We start from the raw sequence: 18130 nt of genomic DNA, 5'->3' as shown, positions 1-18130 counted from the left end.
CGGCGAAGTCGCTATTGTTTGACGTTGGGCGCGCGTTTAGCACCGATTTGGGGACGCGTCATCATTTTGCTGGGAACAGACGACAAGTTTCGACACATGTCGTAGGGCGGCGCGTTTGTAAACGGACGCCTCTCAACGTCAATAGACCGTAACATGGCCGCGAATCTGCCTGGAATAAGTCCCGCATTCGCCCGAATCGAATCCTAGGCATTTTCTTATTGATCCCGTACGCACCTCATGTTTCGTGAAAGAAACCGGTATGTCGCCTCTGCTTTCGAAGATGGGATTGTCATCCAAAAAGACGATCTGGGCATTTTTTGCCATGATGTTTGTTTTGGTCGGTATTGCTGCTGCGAATCCGGCCGAAGCTCAGGGTTCCCCTGAAAAGAGAATAGCGCTTGTCGTTGGTAACGCCGCCTACACGGTGGGGGCGCTTCCGACGCCGGCCAATGATGCCGGCTTGATCGCGCAAACGCTGCAGGCCGCGGGCTTCGATGTGATAGGCGCGCGCGATCTCGATCAGAATGGCTTGCGCGATGCCATGCGCGACTTTCTGACGAAAGCCAACGCGGCAGGCCCTAACACCGTCGTCTTTGTCTATCTGGCGGGCTACGGGGTTCAATATCAGGGCGACAATTATTTCGTGCCTGTGGATGCGCAGATCGCCAATGCCACGGATGTCCCCGTCCAGGCCGTCCGCGTGAGCGACTTCACAAAGTCGCTGTCGGCCATCAATAATCGTGGCAGCATCGTCGTGCTCGACGCGGCTAGAGCCAATCCGTTCGTGCAATCAAGTCAGCCGCTGGCCGGCGGTCTGGCGCTGGTCGATCCCGATGCCAATCAGCTAATTGCCTTCAATGCGGCGCCCGGCACGGTCGCACCGCAGGAGGCCGGTCCCTATGGTTCCTATGCGCATGCGCTGGCGGAGATGATCCGTGTTGGCGGCCTTTCGGTTGATGAGGTCTTCGATCGCACACGGTTGCGGGTCGGTGACTTGACCAAGGGCGCCGAAATTTCCTGGGATACCACCAAGTTCAAGAACGCCTTTACTTTCTTCGATCGCGGACCGAATGCGCCGGCTGCTGCGGTGGCGAGCACCGAGGATGTGGCAAACCGGACGAAGCCCATTCGCGATTTCGACGAGCGTGATGCCTATTTCGCCGCGCTCGATCGCGACACGCTGCAGGGCTATGAGGATTTCCTCGCCGCCTATCCGAACGATTCTATGGCAAGGCGTGTGCGCGCCATCATCGCTGCCCGCCGAGAGGCGATAACCTGGCGCGAGACATGGCGAGCCGACACCCCGGAGGCCTATTGGTCCTATCTGAGGCGTTATCCGCGCGGTCCCCACGTCTGGGATGCCCGCCGTCGCCTCGAGCATTTCGAGGTAGCCCTTGAACCACCGCCTTCCTTTACGGTCATAGAATATGACGTGCCGCCACCGCCGCCGCCGGAAGTGGTCTATGTCGAGCGGCCTGTGCTTTATTTTGATGATGCCGATTTCGGGTATGCCCCACCGCCGCCCGTCGTCTTCCTTGCGCCACCGCCGCCGGATTTCGTCGAGCTGGCGCCGCCGCAGCCTGCGGTCGATCTCTATGTGTTGCCGGCACCGGTCTTCGTGCCGGTCCCTGCATGGGTCGAACCGCCACGCGATATCGCGCCGCCCGAGAACAATGTCATCTTCAACAACATCCACAATACGGTCGTGAACAACACGACGGTCATCAACAACAACACTGTGATCAACGAGAACGGGGCGGCACCCGCAGCACCTGGGCTGACGACAGGTCAGAAACTCGCCGGCGCGGCCGTTATCGCCGGAGCAGGGGCTGCAGCACTGCATGTTGCCCTGCCGCCATCGGTACAGAAGAAGGCGGCAGTTATACAAAGGCAGAATCCCGCCGCGGCCGCTAAGACGATGCCTGGAGTTGCTCCAGCGGCGGCGCCGTCGCCGCAGCCGCAAGGCGGAAACGCCGCTGCCCACGTGCTTCCCGGCGCCAATGGTCAGCCGCTGCCGGCTGGTGGCAAGCCGCCCGTCAATCAGGGAACGGCTCAGACGAAGCCGGGGCAATCGCCGCAAGCTGCGCCGAATGCGGTGCATAATCCGTCTGTCGCCACTCAACCCGCCCAGCAAGGCACAAATGCCAATGCGCACGCGCTTCCGGGCGCGAACGGTCAACCTCTGCCAGCCACGGGCAAGCTGCCGGTCAATCCTGGCGCAGCGCAGACCAAACAGGCTCAACAGCCTCAGGCTACGCCGAACGCCAATACACATGCGCTTCCCGGTGCCAAGGGACAACCGCTGCCGGCCGTTGGCAATGCGCCTGCCATGAAGGGGCAAAACCAGATTGCCAAGACCCCGGCACCGCAAGCAATGCCGGGCGGCAAACCGAATCCGGTCGCCGCTGCACCGAAACCCAATGGGCATGCTCCGGCAGCGCCGGCTGTTGCCGCCAGAACTCCGGCGAAGCCCAAGGCCATCCCCAACAATCCACCTCGTGTCAGCAGTCAGCCTCATGTCGCTGCCACGCCGTCGCGGCAAGCCAATCCGGCTCCGGCGCAGCCCAAACCCGCGCCGCATGTGGTGGCACAGGCGAGGGCGCCAGCGCCGAAGCCGCAGGCCCAGCCCAGGCCGCAGCCGCAGCCGAAGGTCGTGCAGCAGCAGGTGAAGAGACCTCCTCCGCCTCCGCCGCAGAAGCCTCCTGAAAAGAAGAAGTGCGGCGCTCCCGGCCTGCCGGCATGTCACTGACGGATGATATCAAACGATGATGTGGAAGCCCGCTTCGGCGGGCCTTCGCATGCGATATTGTCGCTTGATCGGCTTGTTGAAATCAGGCCAAGCGGTTAGCACTGACCGACCGGTCGTCAATCGGCCCTGACATAAGTATTACGGCAGGCTGCAGGTCCATCACGAAAACAGGCAGGCAGATGAGTGACACCATCATACTCGAAACCCCACGCCTCGTTCTGACGATGTGGGACAAGGGTGATGCCGAAATGATTCGGCAATTGCATTCGACGATCGAGACCACGCGCTATCTCTCAGGCGCGGCTCCCTGGACGCTGGAGAAGGCCGAGGAGCGGCTGAAAAGCTGGTTCGATGAACATGCGCGCGACGGTGTGACCAAATATAAGATGCTGCGGCGCGAGGATGGACGCTTTATCGGCCGTGCCGGCTTTTCGCGCTTTCAGGAGAGAGGGCGAGGCGAGTTCGAACTCGGCTATTCGCTTCGGCAGGACGCTTGGGGCAACGGCTACGCCACGGAAATCGCCGGCGCACTCGCGCAATGGTTTTTCAACCGCGGCTTTGCCGATCGGTTCATCGCATTCACGCATCCGGAAAACGTCGCATCGCAGCGAGTTCTGCAGAAAATCGGCATGCAGTACGAAGCGCCGATCGTAGTCAGCGGTGCTCAAGGCATTTGCTTCAGGATGTCGCGCTAAGAGCAGGCCCGAGAAGAGTGCGCAGCGGATTTTCGACCGGAATGCGCAAAACAGCAAGATCGAGCGTTTCCGTGTTTAAAAGAACGGCGGAAACGCTCTGAAGGGGCACCGTCTCTTAGCGAATGCGCTTGGCAGCCGGTTCCGGCACCAATTCGCCATTCAGACGACGATCGAGATAATCCTCGCATTCGCCGAGCAGCGTTTCGACCTGACCGTTGAAGAAGTGGTTGGCACCCGGAACCACCTTGTGCGTGATCAGGATGCCCTTCTGTGTCTTCAGCTTCTCGACGAGGCCGTTGACGTCCTTTTCAGGAGCAACCTTGTCCGCATCGCCGTTGATGATCAGGCCGGACGAGGGGCAGGGTGCGAGGAAGGAGAAGTCGTAGATATTCGGCTGCGGCGCGATCGACATGAAGCCTTCGATTTCCGGACGGCGCATCAGAAGCTGCATGCCGATCCAGGCGCCGAAGGAGTAGCCGGCAACCCAACAGCTCTTCGAATCAGGATGAAGGCTCTGGACCCAGTCGAGGGCCGAGGCCGCATCGGAAAGCTCGCCGGCGCCGTGGTCGAACTCGCCCTGGCTGCGGCCGATGCCGCGGAAATTGAAGCGGAGCGTGGTGAAGCCGCGCTTCTGGAACATATAGAAGAGCTGGTAGACCACCTGATTGTTCATCGTGCCGCCGAACTGCGGATGGGGATGAAGGATAATCGCGATCGGGGCGCTCTTTTCCTTGGAGGGCTGATAGCGGCCTTCAAGGCGACCCGCGGGGCCGTTGAAAATTACTTCGGGCATCGATACTCCGGCTCTTCTTTTTCTGCGTTCAAACCCTACGGCACGCAGCAAGTTGACTTGACGAATGCGCTCATCTTTTCTAGAACGCAGTTTAGAACAATTCGAAACTTGATGCGGTAGTCCGCGCGTTGTTTGCGCAACGGTTTGTGGAACGTGTCATAAGGCATGCCCGGCTGAAATTTCAAGGAAAATGAGCCGGTCGCAGGAAAGCAAAGTCGCGCAGGAAGAAGATTATGGCGGCAGCACGCCTCTATCTCGACTGGAATGCTACCGCACCGCTTCATCCGGCGGCGCGCGAAGCCATGCTGCGCGCAATGGATATTCAAGGCAACCCCAATTCTGTTCATGGCGAAGGTAGGGCAGCCCGCGCAGCTGTCGAGGCCGCACGCCGGCAGGTTGCAAGATTGACCGGTGCCGAACCCGCCCATGTCGTTTTTACGAGCGGCGCCACAGAGGCGGCCAATATGGTGCTGACGCCGGAATTCCGCATGGGGCGGACGCCGCTTCTCGTCAGCCATCTATATATATCGGCCGTCGAGCATCCAGCCGTGCGTGAAGGCGGGCGATTTACAAGGGATAATGTCAGCGAAATCCCGGTGACATCGGACGGTACGGTCGATCTTGCCGCGCTGGAGGCCATGCTTGCTGCTCACGACAAGGCTAATGGCCTGCCGATGGTTGCCATCATGCTCGCCAATAACGAGACCGGAATTCTCCAGCCTGTCGGTGAAGCGGCCAAGCTCGTTCAGGCCGCGGGCGGCCTCCTTATGGTGGATGCCGTTCAGGCGGCAGGCCGCATTCCGCTCGATATCAATGCGATCGGCGCGGATTTCCTGATCGTCTCCTCACACAAGATCGGTGGTCCCAAGGGTGCCGGCGCGCTCGTCTCGCGCGGCGAGGTGCTGATGCCGAAACCGTTGATCCATGGCGGCGGCCAGGAAAAAGGCCATCGCTCCGGCACGGAAAACACGCTTGCCATCATCGGATTTGGTGCGGCTGCCGAGGCTGCTGCCGCAGACTTCGAGGTTCGCAATGCCGCGATCGGTTCGTTGCGCGACCGGCTGGAAGCGGGCATGGAGCTTGCAGCGCCGGATGTCATCATTCATGGGAAGGGTGGCCCGCGCGTTCCGAACACCAGCTTCTTCACGCTGCCGGGATTGAAATCCGAAACCGGACAGATTGCCTTCGATCTGGAGGGCGTGGCGATTTCTGCCGGCTCAGCCTGCTCGTCGGGCAAGGTCGGCGAGAGTCATGTGCTCGTGGCGATGGGCTGCGACCCGAAACTCGGAGCTCTCCGCATTTCGCTGGGGCCGACCACAGCCGAAACGGATATCGATCGTGCAATCGCTGCTTTTGCCCGCATTGCGGGAAGACGCAAGCTGGCGGGTGCGGCGGCCTGACGGCCACAATTTTGCGGAAACCGAAATTTCCGCTTGCCAAGCGGGGTGAAAAGTCCCTTTTGGCCGACTACATAGAAGGCAGACATAAGTCTGCCGCAACGTTGACAAGCTGCCGGACCTTGGATCCGGCGAGATTGGAGAACGAAATGCCTGCAGTCCAGGAAACGGTCGATCAGGTTCGCCTGATTGACGTGGACCAATACAAGTATGGTTTTGAGACCATCATCGAAATGGACAAGGCTCCCAAGGGTCTGTCCGAAGACATTGTCCGTTTTATTTCCGCCAAGAAGCAAGAGCCGGAATGGATGCTGGAATGGCGTCTTGAGGCCTATCGCCGCTGGCTGACGCTGGAAGAACCCACCTGGGCGCGCGTCGACTATCCGAAGATCGACTTCAACGATATCTACTACTACGCCGCGCCGAAGAAATTCGCCGGTCCGAAGTCGCTCGACGAAGTCGACCCGGAACTCCTGAAAACCTATGAGAAGCTCGGCATTCCATTGCGCGAGCAGGAGATCCTTGCCGGCGTTGAGAAGCCGAAGATCGCCGTCGATGCGGTGTTCGATTCTGTCTCGGTCGTCACCACCTTCAAGGAAGAGCTGAAGAAGGCCGGCGTGATCTTCATGTCGATCTCGGAAGCCATTCGCGAGCATCCGGATCTGGTGCGCAAGTATCTCGGCTCCGTCGTGCCGACCTCGGATAATTTCTATGCGACGCTGAATTCGGCCGTCTTCACGGACGGTTCGTTCGTCTTCGTGCCGAAGGGCGTTCGTTGCCCGATGGAACTATCGACCTACTTCCGCATCAACGAGAAGAACACGGGCCAGTTCGAGCGCACGCTGATCATCGCCGAAGAAGGTGCCTACGTCTCCTATCTCGAAGGCTGCACGGCGCCGCAGCGCGACGAAAACCAGCTGCATGCCGCCGTCGTCGAGCTCGTTGCGCTTGACGATGCCGAGATCAAGTATTCGACCGTCCAGAACTGGTATCCGGGCGACAAGAACGGCAAGGGCGGCATCTACAACTTCGTCACCAAGCGTGGCGATTGCCGCGGCCATCGCTCCAAGATCTCCTGGACGCAGGTCGAGACCGGCTCTGCCATCACCTGGAAATATCCGTCCTGCATCCTGCGCGGCGATGACAGCCGCGGCGAGTTCTACTCGATCGCCGTTTCCAACGGTCATCAGCAGGTCGATAGCGGCACCAAGATGATCCACCTCGGCAAGAACACGTCGAGCCGCATCGTCTCGAAGGGCATCGCCGCCGGCGTCTCGCAGAACACCTATCGCGGCCAGGTTTCGGCTCACCGCAAGGCGTCGAACGCGCGTAACTTCACGCAGTGCGACTCGCTGCTGATCGGTGACAAGTGCGGCGCCCATACGGTGCCCTACATCGAGGCAAAGAACTCGACGGCGCAGTTCGAGCATGAAGCCACGACGTCGAAGATTTCCGAAGATCAGCTGTTCTACTGCCTGCAGCGCGGCATCCCGACCGAGGCGGCGATCGCGCTGATCGTCAATGGCTTCGTCAAGGAAGTGCTGCAGGAGCTGCCGATGGAATTCGCCGTCGAAGCGCAGAAGCTCATCGGCATCTCGCTCGAAGGCAGCGTGGGTTGACGCACACGAATCAGAATTAGCTTTGGCGCGCCGCGCGCGCCGCACCTTCATTCCTGCGATAGGATACTAAAATGCTTGAAATCAAGAACCTGCACGCCCGTATCGCCGAAGACGGCACTGAGATCATCCGTGGTCTGAACCTGACCGTGAAGGCTGGCGAAGTCGCCGCCATCATGGGCCCGAACGGCTCGGGCAAGTCGACGCTCTCCTACATCCTCGCCGGCCGTGAGGACTATGAAGTTACCGAGGGCGACATCCTTTATAACGGCGAAAGCATCCTGGAGCTTGACGCCGCCGAGCGCGCCGCCAAGGGTATCTTCCTGGCCTTCCAGTATCCCGTGGAAATTCCCGGCGTTGCCACCATGCAGTTCCTCAAGGTTGCTCTGAACGAGCAGCGCAAGGCACGCGGCGAAGACGAACTGACCACACCGGATTTCATCCGCCGCGTCAAGGATGCTGCCGGCAAGCTGCAGATAAACATGGACATGCTGAAGCGCCCGCTGAATGTCGGCTTCTCCGGCGGTGAAAAGAAGCGCGCCGAAATCCTGCAGATGGCGCTGCTCGAGCCGCAGCTTTGCGTGCTCGACGAAACCGATTCCGGCCTCGACATCGATGCGCTCAAGATCGTCGCCGATGGCGTCAACGCGCTACGTTCGCCCGATCGCGCCGTGATCGTCATCACCCACTACCAGCGCCTGCTCGACTATATCGTTCCGGACACCGTCCACGTCCTCTACAAGGGCCAGGTGATCAAGTCCGGCGACAAGACGCTGGCGCATGAACTGGAAGCCAACGGCTACGCCGACATCATCGGTGCTGCAGCCTGATCGAGGCGGAAAGGACACGTCGATGAACATTCAGACGACGAACCGCCTGACATCAGCCGAAACGGCGCTGATCGAGGCGTATAACGACCAGATGGGCGACCTGCCTGGCGATGGCGAAGTTTTTGCCGTCCGCGATCGCCTGCTGGACGAGCTGAAGACCGCCGGCCTGCCGACGCGCCGCGTCGAGGCTTGGCATTACACTGATTTCAAGAACCTGCTGCGTCTGGTCCCGAGCGATATCGGCAAGGGCCTTGCCGAAGCGTTGCCTGCGACGGTCGAAGGATCGCCTGTCATTGCGGTTCTGCAGGGCAAGGCAAGCGATAAGGCTTCGGTGAAGAATTTGACCGTTGCGCGCTACGCCGACAGCTTGATCAACGGCGCGGCAGCCGTCGGCCTCGAAGCGCTCGGCAAGGATGACGCCATCGGTCGCATCAATGCGAGCTTCGTGCGTGACGGTTATGTCATCGATTTCCCGGATGGCACCGAACTCGAAGCACCGCTCGAAGTGCAGTTCATCCATGCCGGCGGCCAGATCCACAGCCGTCTGCCGGTTACTTTCGGCGCTGACGTCAAGGCGACCTTTATCGAGCGTCATCAAGCGGTTGAGGGCGCGGCTGCGCTGGTTTCCTCGGTCAGCGAAATCAAGATCGGCAAGGGTTCTGAAATCACTTGGATCATCCTGCAGGAGCAGGGCAGCGAAGACACCCATCTCGGCCAGCTTCGCATCGATCTTGGAGAAGACGCCAAGCTGAAGCTATTCGTCATCAACGCCGGCGGCAAGTTGGTGCGTCAGGAACTGTATATCAAGGTAGCGGGCGAGGGCGCCGATCTGACGCTGCGCGGCATCAACCTGCTCGGCGGCGATACCCACACGGACGTGACGATGGTACTCGGCCATGACGTTCCGAACACCGGTTCCACGGAAGTTATCCGTAATGTTGTGTTCGATCGCGCTCGCGGCGTCTTTCAGGGCATGATCCGGGTTGCACCGGATGCGCAGAAGACCGACGCCAAGATGGCTTGCAACACGCTGCTAATGTCCGACGATGCCGAGTTCTCCGTGAAGCCGGAGCTTGAAATCTTCGCTGATGACGTACAATGCGGCCATGGCGCCACTGTCGCGGATATCGACGGCAACCATCTCTACTACCTGATGGCGCGCGGCATTCCGGAGAAAAAGGCGCGAGCTATGCTCGTCAACGCCTTCGTGGCCGAGATCGTCGAGGAACTGGAAGACGAAGCCCTCGTCGAGGCGCTGGAAGGCGTTATTTCGGCCTGGCTGGAAAAGCACGCCTGATTGGAGGCAAAGCTCGTGGACAAGATCGTGCCGGCAACGGCCTATGACGTCGAAGCCATTCGCCGGGATTTTCCGATCCTGGCGAAGACGGTGCATGGCAAGCCGCTGGTCTATCTCGACAACGGCGCCTCCGCGCAAAAGCCGCAGGTCGTCATCGATGCCATTTCACACGCCTATTCCAACGAATATGCGAATGTGCATCGCGGCCTGCACTTTCTGTCCAATGCTGCGACGGAAGCCTATGAAGCGGCTCGCGAAAAGGTGCGCCGCTTCCTGAATGCGCCGTCGGTCGACGACATCGTCTTTGCCAAGAATTCGACGGAAGCGATCAACACGGTCGCCTACGGCTGGGGTATGCCAAAGATCGGCGAGGGCGACGAGATCGTCGTCTCGATCATGGAGCATCACTCCAACATCGTTCCCTGGCATTTTATTCGCGAGCGTCAGGGCGCGAAGCTCGTCTGGGTGCCCGTTGACGACGAGGGCGCGTTCCATATTGAGGATTTCGAAAAGAGCCTGACGGAGCGCACGAAGCTCGTCGCCATCACGCATATGTCGAATGCGCTCGGAACTGTCGTTCCTGTGAAGGAGGTGTGCCGCATCGCGCATGAGCGCGGCATTCCAGTCCTGATCGACGGCTCGCAGGGTGCCGTGCATATGCCTGTCGACGTGCAGGATATCGACTGCGACTGGTATGTCATGACCGGCCACAAGCTCTATGGCCCTTCGGGTATCGGCGTTCTCTACGGCAAGAAGGAGCGGCTTGCCGAGATGCGGCCGTTCCAGGGCGGCGGCGAGATGATCTTCGATGTCACCGAGGAAAACGTCACCTATAACGAGCCGCCGCATCGCTTCGAAGCGGGAACGCCGCCGATCGTTCAAGCGATCGGCCTTGGCTATGCGCTTGATTATATGGACAGTATCGGTCGTGAAGCGATTGCTCGGCACGAAGCCGATCTTGCCGCCTATGCGGCGGAACGGCTGCGGGATATCAATTCGCTGCGCGTCATCGGCACGGCGCCCGGCAAGGGTGGCATCTTCTCCTTCGAGCTCGCGGGGATACACTCCCACGACGTCTCGATGGTGATCGACCGCCAGGGTGTCGCCGTTCGCGCCGGCACCCATTGCGCCCAGCCGCTCTTGAAACGCTTCGGCGTCACCTCCACATGCCGTGCATCGTTCGGCATGTACAATACGCGCGCCGAGGTGGATGCCTTAGCGGATGCATTGGAATATGCACGGAAATTCTTTGCCTGAGGAGGCAAGCGATGTCACTCGACGAAAGCGAACAGAAGATCGATGCGCGCGAAGGGATCGTGCATTCCAGCATCCCCGAGGATGAACTGGCGCGTCTCAGCGACGACATCATCTCTGCGCTGAAAACGGTCTACGATCCGGAAATTCCGGCCGATATCTTCGAGCTCGGTCTGGTCTATAAGATCGATATCGAAGACGACCGCATGGTGAAGATCGTCATGACGCTGACGGCACCGGGTTGCCCGGTTGCCGGCGAAATGCCGGGCTGGGTCGAAAATGCCGTCGGCGCCGTCGAAGGTGTTTCCGGTGTCGACGTCAGCATGACCTTCGATCCGCCGTGGACGCCGGATCGCATGTCGGAAGAAGCGCAGGTCGCCGTCGGCTGGTATTGAAGCTTTAGGCCGCCGGCTTTACATTGAGACTCGAAGCGCCGGATCTTGACCCCGGTTGCGGAAGGAGAATGAGCCCATGGGCTTCGCAATCATGAGCATGACGGATGCGGCAGCTGCCCGCGTCAAGGCGATCGTCGAGAATTCCGGTCCCGATGCCAAGGGCGTTCGCGTGGGCATCAAGAAGGGCGGCTGCGCCGGCATGGAATATACCATCGACCTGGTGACCGAGCCGAATGCCAAGGACGATTTGATCGAGCGCGATGGCGCAAAGGTCTGGGTTGAGCCCTCGGCCGTCCTCTATTTGCTCGGCACAGAAATGGGCTTCGAGACGACGACGTTGCGCTCGGGCTTCATCTTCACCAATCCGAACCAGACATCGGCCTGCGGCTGTGGTGAATCCGTCGAATTGAAACCTGCCGATCTGGCTGCTCTGGCGGCGCAACGACAGGCTGCGCACCCCGCTTAAAGCGTATCTCACCACATTTCGCCTCGCTGCGTTTCGTGCTTTGATCGACAAAGGCCAAGGGTCTTTCCATTGCCCCTTGGCTGACCGGCTGAGCCGGATAAGGTCCACATGATGCGCGAGGGGGAACATATGGCGGCTGCGGCATGGGTTTACACATTGATCCCGGCAGGCGCTGCGATTGCGGGCGCCACGGTTGCCGTGAACACGCAGCCAGGCCCCAATCTTGTCAGCGCTATCCAGCATTTTGCCGCCGGCGTGGTGTTTGCGGCCGCCGCCGGCGAAATTCTGCCTGATATCATGCATCGCGGCTATCCTTTGGCAACCGTGATTGGCGGAGCGATCGGCGTCGGCGTGATGCTGCTGGTCAAGCAGTTGGAAAACTGGGCCAAAGGGCCGGTCGGCCTTCTGGCTGCCATCGGCATCGACATCCTGATCGACGGGCTCGTGCTCGGCATCGGTTTTGCAGCGGGGCCGAAAGTCGGCTTGCTGCTGACCATCGCCTTGACGATCGAGGTGCTATTCCTTGGTTTGACGGTGGCGAACGAACTTGGCGAGAGCGTCCGTTCTCGAACGAAGATCGTCGCGGTGACGGCAGCGCTTGCGCTGCTGCTGCCGATCGGTGCCTTGTTGGGAACGCCGATCGCTTCATTGCCTGGCCATGTTTTGACTGGCTTCTTTGCGTTCGGGCTGATTGCGCTTCTCTATCTCGTCACCGAGGAGCTGCTGGTCGAAGCCCATGAAACACCCGACCGCCCCTGGGTGACCGCTATGTTCTTTGCGGGCTTTCTCGCGTTGCTTCTGCTTGAGGAGGCGATCGGCTAGCGGCTGAAAGTTTCAGTTAGCTGCCGAAACGGGCGTCAGCTTGAGGCCAAGCGCCCTGACAACTTTCAAGATCGTCGCGAATTCGGGATTGCCGTCGCCGCTGAGCGCGCGATAAAGCGCCGAGCGGTTCATGCCGACATCCTTGGCGAGCTTGCTCATGTTGCGCGTGCGCGCGACTTCGCCCAGCGCCTTGGCGATCGAGGCCGGATCGTCGGTTTCGAAGGCGGCGGCGATGTAGCTGTCGGGATTGTCCACGTCGAATCGTTCCGGCATAAATCTGAATTCCAAGGTCCCACCGTGGCGTCATCAAAAACGCCGCGCATCCTTTCGGACACGCGGCGTTTTCATAGACAAGTTTCACAATAGATTTATGTCTGTTTCCGGCGAAGCGACTGAACCGCTTCGCTTTTTTGCAAAAACCCTATTCTGCAGCCTCGGCATAGGATTCCAGCGGCGGGCAGGTGCAAATCAGGTTGCGGTCGCCGTAGACGTTGTCGATGCGATTGACCGGAGACCAGTATTTGTCCACGCGGAAGGCGCCGGGCGGGAAGCAGGCCTGTTCGCGTGAATAGGGGCGATCCCATTCGCCGACAAGGTCTTCCACCGTGTGCGGAGCGTTCTTCAACGGATTGTTGGCCTTGTCCATCCGGCCGTCTTCGATGGCGCGGGCTTCCTCGCGGATCGCCAGCATCGCCTCGCAGAAGCGGTCGAGTTCGGCCTTCGTTTCCGATTCGGTCGGCTCGATCATCAGCGTGCCGGCAACCGGCCAGCTCATGGTCGGGGCATGGAAGCCGCAATCGATCAGGCGCTTGGCGACATCGTCGACGGTCACACCGGCGCTTGCGGCCAGCGGGCGGGTGTCGATGATGCACTCATGCGCCACACGTCCGTCCTTGGACTTGTAGAGCACGTCGTACGCGCCCTTCAATCGCGCGGCGATATAGTTGGCGTTGAGGATCGCCACCTTCGTCGCCTGCGTCAGGCCTTCGCCGCCCATCATCAGGCAGTAGCTCCAGGAGATCGGCAGGATGGAGGCCGAGCCGAAGGCCGCCGCCGAGACCGCTCCGCTGCGGCCGTCCGTTTCCGGATGGCCGGGCAGGTGGGGTGCCAGATGCGCCTTGACGCCGATCGGGCCCATGCCGGGACCGCCGCCGCCATGCGGGATGCAGAAGGTCTTGTGCAGGTTGAGGTGGCTGACATCGGAGCCGATATCGCCGGGACGCGAGAGGCCGACCATGGCGTTCATGTTCGCGCCATCGAGATAGACCTGACCACCATGCTTGTGCACGAGATCGCAAATCTCCTTCACCGTTTCCTCGAAGACGCCGTGCGTCGAGGGATAGGTGATCATGCAGCAGGAGAGGTTGTCGGCATACTGCTCGGTCTTGGCGCGGAAATCGGCCATGTCGATATCGCCATCGTCGCTGACCTTGACGACCACGACCTTCATGCCCGCCATCTGCGCCGAGGCCGGATTGGTGCCATGCGCGGAGGTCGGGATCAAGCAGATGTCGCGATGGCCCTGACCATTGGCAATGTGATAGTTGCGGATGGTCAGGAGGCCGGCATATTCGCCCTGCGCGCCGGAATTCGGCTGCATGGAGAAGGCGTCATAGCCTGTTACGGCGCAGAGCTTGTTCGTCAGGTCATCGATCATTTCGCGGTAGCCGAGCGCCTGATCGGCCGGGACGAATGGATGGATATCCGAGAACTCCGGCCACGTGATCGGCAGCATTTCCGCCGTCGCATTGAGCTTCATGGTGCAGGAGCCGAGCGGGATCATCGAGCGGTCGAGCGCCAGGTCGCGGTCCGAAAGACGACGAATGTAACGCGTCATCTCGCTTTCGGCACGGTTCATGTGGAAGATCGGATGTGTGAGGTATTCGCTGGTGCGCAGCAGAGTCTTCGGCAGGCGATAGGACGGCTCGAAATCGGCGATGCGGAAATCGCCGCCGAAAGCGCGCCAGACAGCCTCCACCGTTGCCGGGCGCGTGCGCTCGTCCAGGCTGATGCCGATCTTCGTTTCACCAACCTTGCGCAGGTTGACGCCTTCGGCGACGGCTGCACGCAGGATCAGACCCTGCATGTGGCCGACATCAACGGTGATCGTGTCGAAGAAGGTCTCAGGCTCAACGATGTAGCCGAGCTTTTCCAGTCCCTTGGCCAACAGCACGCCCTTCTGGTGAACCTGCTGGGCGATTGCCTTCAAGCCCTGCGGACCGTGGAAGACCGCATACATGGAGGCCATGACGGCGAGGAGCACCTGGGCGGTGCAGATGTTCGACGTCGCCTTTTCGCGGCGGATATGCTGCTCGCGGGTCTGCAGCGATAGGCGATAGGCGCGATTGCCGCGCGCATCGACCGAGACGCCGACAAGACGACCGGGCATGGAGCGCTTGTAGTCGTCCTTGACCGCCATAAACGCCGCATGAGGCCCACCATAGCCAACCGGAACGCCGAAACGCTGCGAGGAGCCGATGGCGATATCCGCACCCATTTCGCCCGGGGATTTCAGCAGGGTCAGTGCCAGGAGATCGGTCGCCATGATGGCGATGGCGCCGGTCTGGTGCAGGCGGGCGATCAGGCCACTGAAATCGTTGATGTGGCCGTGCGTGCCCGGATACTGGAAGATTGCGCCGAAGACGTCGACCGGATCGAGATCGGTGAAGGGATTACCGACGATGACGGTCCAGCCGAGGGGCTCGGCGCGCGTCCTGATCAGCGCTATGGTCTGTGGGTGACATTCGGCATCGACGAAGAAGGCCCTTGCCTTCGATTTTGCGACACGTTCCGCCATCGCCATACCTTCGGCCGCGGCGGTCGCTTCATCGAGCAGCGAGGCGTTGGCAACATCGAGACCGGTGAGGTCGCTGATCATCGTCTGGTAGTTCAGCAGTGCCTCGAGGCGGCCCTGGCTGATCTCAGGCTGGTATGGCGTATAGGCGGTGTACCAGGCGGGATTTTCCAGGATGTTGCGCTGGATGACCGGCGGCGTGATCGTGCCGTAGTAGCCCTGGCCGATCAGGGAAACGAGAACCTTGTTCTTGTTGGCGGTCTCGCGCAGACGGTCGAGCGCCTCGCGCTCCGTCATCGCTGCGCCCCAGGCGAGCGGCGCCTTCTGGCGGATCGCCGGTGGCAACGTCGCGTCGATCAGGCCGTCAAGGCTCTTATAGCCGATCACCTTGAGCATATCGGCCATCTCCGACGGAGACGGGCCGATATGGCGGCGGTTGGCGAAATCGTATGGCTGGTAATCGGTGAAGGTGAATTCCGTAGGCGTCGCCATTATCCGATCAGCTCCTTGTAACCGGATTCATCAAGAAGGCCATCGAGATCGCCGACGTTCTTCAGCTTCAGCTTGAAGAACCAGCCAGCACCCATCGGGTCGGAGTTGACGAGGGCCGGATCGGCAGTGATGGCTTCGTTGATTTCCGTGATTTCCCCGTCGAGCGGACAATAGACTTCGGAGGCTGCCTTGACGGATTCGACGGTTGCCGCGTCGGCTCCCTTGGAGAAGCTGGCACCGACCTCAGGCAATTCCACAAACACGAGATCGCCGAGCTGTTCTGCGGCATGTGCCGTGATGCCCACGATTGCGACATCGCCTTCGACCTTCAGCCACTCATGTTCTTCGGTAAACTTCAGCATGGATAATCCTCTCTGGAAAAGACGTTCAACGTTTGTAGGTTGGTTTGATGAAAGGCAGCGCGTTGACGGCGACGGGCAGATATTTGCCGCGTACTTCAGCGTAAACGGTGGTGCCAAGCGCCGTGAAATCGGTGGGCAAATAGCCCATGGCGACCGGGCCTTCGACGCTCGGACCGAAACCGCCCGACGTGACTTCACCAATCTCGATCTTGCCTTCGGCATCGGCATAAAGCTTGGCATGGCCGCGCACCGGCGCCTTGCCATCGGGCTTCAGACCGACGCGGCGGCGTGTGGTGCCGCCATCCAGTTCGCCGAGGATACCGCTTGCGCCAGGAAAGCCGCCGGCGCGGGCGCCGCCGGTCTTGCGGGCCTTCTGGATGGCCCATTCGAGCGCGGCTTCTATCGGCGTGGTCGTCTGGTCGATATCATTGCCATAAAGGCAAAGGCCGGCTTCGAGCCGGAGCGAGTCACGGGCGCCGAGGCCGATCGGCTGTACATCCGGGTGCTCCAGCAGCCGCTTGGCGATATCCTCGGCCTTGTCGGCCGGGACGGAGATTTCGAAACCGTCTTCGCCGCTATAGCCGGAGCGCGAGACGAGGCAGGAGACATCGTGGAGGCGACAATGGCGCACATCCATGAATTTCATATAGGCGATATCGGCCCAGAGCTCGGCAAGCACGTCGACGGCGTGCGGGCCTTGAAGGGCAATGAGTGCGCGATCAAGTAATGTGACTTCGCAGCTATCGCCGATATGATCTTGAAGATGCTTGAAATCCTGCTCTTTGCAAGCGGCATTCACGACGACAAAAAGATAGTCGTCCATGTGGGCGATCATCAGATCGTCAAGAATGCCGCCCTTGTCGTCGGTGAAGAAGCCATAGCGCTGGCGATTTTCAGCAAGGCCTACAATATCGACGGGCACCAGGCTCTCCAGTGCCAGCGCGGCATCCTCATATTTGCCGGAGCGGGCGCGGATCGTCACCTGACCCATATGCGACACGTCGAACAGGCCGGCGGAGGATCGAGTCCAAAGGTGTTCCTTCAGAACGCCCGGCGCATATTGAACCGGCATATCGTAGCCTGCGAAAGGCACCATGCGGGCGCCGAGGGACACATGCAGGGCATGAAGGGGGGTGGTCTTGAGGGCAGCGGTCTCGTCCAAATGACGCCTCCGGGGTTTGCGCTCGTTTCGAAGCGCAGAGCTCACAATTTCGGCGCGGTTGCGCCTGACGATGAGCCCCCTCTGTCTGTTTGCCTGAGATTGTTATCCCTTCGGCGAACGCTTGCGCGCTTCTCTCCAGAGTTCCGTCTGCCCCTTGCTGGTCCTTTGGCCTGAGAGTTTCCGGGGCGGTTGCTCCTTCGGCACCGGCTTGCGCCGGATTCTCCCAACAAGGTTGACAGCCATTATCCGGTCTCGGCGAAAGATGGCAAGGGGCAAATGTCGTCGCTGAACAAATTTTTGTCGCGCCGATCAATCCTGCGTTTCCTAATGAATACGGGCCTTTGCAACAGAGATGGGAGAGGCTATCCCTTCTGCTCGATTGAGGAGCCGGGCAGGAGACAAAGATGAACCGCAACTACGCAGCCGCATTGCTGATGTCCATTGGCGCATTTTCGCTTTCCGTTGTCGGAGCGATGGCTGAGGACAGTGGCGCGATGAAATCCATGCCAGGCATGCACATGGATGCAGGTGCGGCGCCTTCCGGCTCGGCGACTGCCAAGCTTGGCGATCTCGATATCAGCGGTGGCTACGTTCGTGCCATGCTTCCTGGCCAGCCGGTCGGTGGCGGTTACATCACCATTCACAATACCGGCAAGACAGACGACAAGCTGACCTCCGTGACTTCCTCAGCCGCCGGCAAGGTGGAGTTGCATGAGATGAAGATGGAAGGCGAGATTATGAAGATGCGCGAGGTGAAGGGCGGCATCGCCATTCCCGCCGGCGCGACCGTGACACTCGCGCCGAATACGATGCACATGATGTTCAAGCAGGTGAAGATGCCCTTCAAGCAGGGTGGCACGGTGCCCGTGATGCTGATGTTCGACAAGGCTGGTATGGTCGACATTAATCTTCCCGTCGTCTCGGCCAAGGGAAACTGAGCCAGAAAATCATTCGACGTTACAATTCCGGTTTCCACTTTTCCTCGAAATGCTCTAAAGCCACGTCA

At 60.2% G+C, this 18130-nt stretch carries 16 protein-coding genes and 2 riboswitches; of the genes, 11 read left to right on the top strand and 5 right to left on the bottom strand.

What is annotated here, in order from left to right; translation table 11 throughout:
• Positions 1 to 259: 259 nt before the first annotated feature.
• Together FHT85_RS00545 and FHT85_RS00540 are read left to right on the top strand one after the other, a co-directional pair.
• The gene (locus FHT85_RS00545; protein ID WP_112411940.1) at positions 260 to 2749 is read left to right on the top strand and encodes a caspase family protein; all 2490 of its coding nucleotides are present in this window, start codon (positions 260 to 262) and stop codon (positions 2747 to 2749) included.
• A 179-nt stretch (positions 2750 to 2928) separates the two neighbouring features.
• Complete coding sequence (locus tag FHT85_RS00540) at positions 2929 to 3444, top strand: GNAT family N-acetyltransferase (protein WP_112401176.1); 516 nt, start codon at positions 2929 to 2931, stop codon at positions 3442 to 3444.
• Between the two features lie 115 nt (positions 3445 to 3559).
• On the opposite strand, the gene FHT85_RS00535 is transcribed toward FHT85_RS00540, so the two are convergent.
• Positions 3560 to 4237, bottom strand: coding sequence for an alpha/beta hydrolase (locus FHT85_RS00535; protein WP_004108794.1), 678 nt, complete (start codon positions 4235 to 4237; stop codon positions 3560 to 3562).
• Between the two features lie 233 nt (positions 4238 to 4470).
• Here FHT85_RS00535 and FHT85_RS00530 point away from each other — a divergent pair, with 233 nt between their 5' ends.
• The 8 genes from FHT85_RS00530 (at position 4471) to FHT85_RS00495 (ending at position 12314) form a co-directional block, all read left to right on the top strand.
• Positions 4471 to 5637 (top strand): cysteine desulfurase family protein, encoded by a 1167-nt coding sequence (locus FHT85_RS00530; protein WP_112411941.1) that lies wholly within the window; start codon positions 4471 to 4473, stop codon positions 5635 to 5637.
• Positions 5638 to 5783: 146 nt separating this feature from the next.
• Positions 5784 to 7253: a Fe-S cluster assembly protein SufB gene (sufB, locus tag FHT85_RS00525; protein ID WP_015340014.1), complete on the top strand. Its 1470-nt coding sequence runs from the start codon at positions 5784 to 5786 to the stop codon at positions 7251 to 7253.
• Between the two features lie 71 nt (positions 7254 to 7324).
• A complete protein-coding gene (sufC, locus tag FHT85_RS00520; RefSeq protein WP_015340013.1) occupies positions 7325 to 8080 on the top strand; it encodes a Fe-S cluster assembly ATPase SufC in 756 nt (251 codons plus the stop codon).
• Positions 8081 to 8102: 22 nt separating this feature from the next.
• Positions 8103 to 9377 (top strand): Fe-S cluster assembly protein SufD, encoded by a 1275-nt coding sequence (gene sufD, locus FHT85_RS00515; protein WP_112411942.1) that lies wholly within the window; start codon positions 8103 to 8105, stop codon positions 9375 to 9377.
• Between the two features lie 15 nt (positions 9378 to 9392).
• On the top strand, positions 9393 to 10634 hold the full coding sequence (locus FHT85_RS00510; RefSeq protein ID WP_112411964.1) for a cysteine desulfurase: 1242 nt from the start codon (positions 9393 to 9395) through the stop codon (positions 10632 to 10634).
• Positions 10635 to 10645: 11 nt separating this feature from the next.
• A complete protein-coding gene (locus FHT85_RS00505; RefSeq protein ID WP_075850603.1) occupies positions 10646 to 11026 on the top strand; it encodes an SUF system Fe-S cluster assembly protein in 381 nt (126 codons plus the stop codon).
• A 76-nt stretch (positions 11027 to 11102) separates the two neighbouring features.
• A complete protein-coding gene (gene sufA / locus FHT85_RS00500; protein WP_112334773.1) occupies positions 11103 to 11492 on the top strand; it encodes a Fe-S cluster assembly scaffold SufA in 390 nt (129 codons plus the stop codon).
• Positions 11493 to 11621: 129 nt separating this feature from the next.
• Complete coding sequence (locus tag FHT85_RS00495; protein ID WP_112411965.1) at positions 11622 to 12314, top strand: ZIP family metal transporter; 693 nt, start codon at positions 11622 to 11624, stop codon at positions 12312 to 12314.
• A gap of 12 nt (positions 12315 to 12326) precedes the next feature.
• On the opposite strand, the gene FHT85_RS00490 is transcribed toward FHT85_RS00495, so the two are convergent.
• The 4 genes from FHT85_RS00490 to gcvT form a co-directional block, all read right to left on the bottom strand.
• Positions 12327 to 12587, bottom strand: a complete 261-nt coding sequence (locus tag FHT85_RS00490; RefSeq protein ID WP_069612270.1) for an addiction module antidote protein — start codon at positions 12585 to 12587, stop codon at positions 12327 to 12329.
• Positions 12588 to 12735: 148 nt separating this feature from the next.
• Complete coding sequence (gene gcvP, locus FHT85_RS00485) at positions 12736 to 15600, bottom strand: aminomethyl-transferring glycine dehydrogenase (protein ID WP_112411943.1); 2865 nt, start codon at positions 15598 to 15600, stop codon at positions 12736 to 12738.
• Entirely contained in the window at positions 15600 to 15962 is a 363-nt protein-coding gene (gene gcvH, locus FHT85_RS00480; protein ID WP_112334775.1) for a glycine cleavage system protein GcvH, read from the bottom strand. Before gcvH ends, gcvP begins: the two co-directional genes overlap by 1 nt.
• Positions 15963 to 15987: 25 nt before the next feature.
• Entirely contained in the window at positions 15988 to 17124 is a 1137-nt protein-coding gene (gene gcvT / locus FHT85_RS00475; protein WP_112411944.1) for a glycine cleavage system aminomethyltransferase GcvT, read from the bottom strand.
• A 71-nt stretch (positions 17125 to 17195) separates the two neighbouring features.
• Positions 17196 to 17273, bottom strand: a riboswitch (glycine riboswitch).
• 3 nt (positions 17274 to 17276) lie between these two features.
• A riboswitch (glycine riboswitch) is annotated at positions 17277 to 17360 on the bottom strand.
• Positions 17361 to 17528: 168 nt separating this feature from the next.
• Between gcvT and FHT85_RS00470 the strand changes: the two genes are divergently transcribed.
• Positions 17529 to 18062, top strand: coding sequence for a copper chaperone PCu(A)C (locus FHT85_RS00470; protein ID WP_112334777.1), 534 nt, complete (start codon positions 17529 to 17531; stop codon positions 18060 to 18062).
• Positions 18063 to 18130 lie beyond the last annotated feature (68 nt).

It is taken from the genome of Rhizobium sp. BK312 (assembly GCF_014193605.1).
GTDB lineage: Bacteria > Pseudomonadota > Alphaproteobacteria > Rhizobiales > Rhizobiaceae > Rhizobium.
Note: the sequence above shows the minus strand (reverse complement) of the source record. Positions and strands in the feature narration are given on the sequence as shown.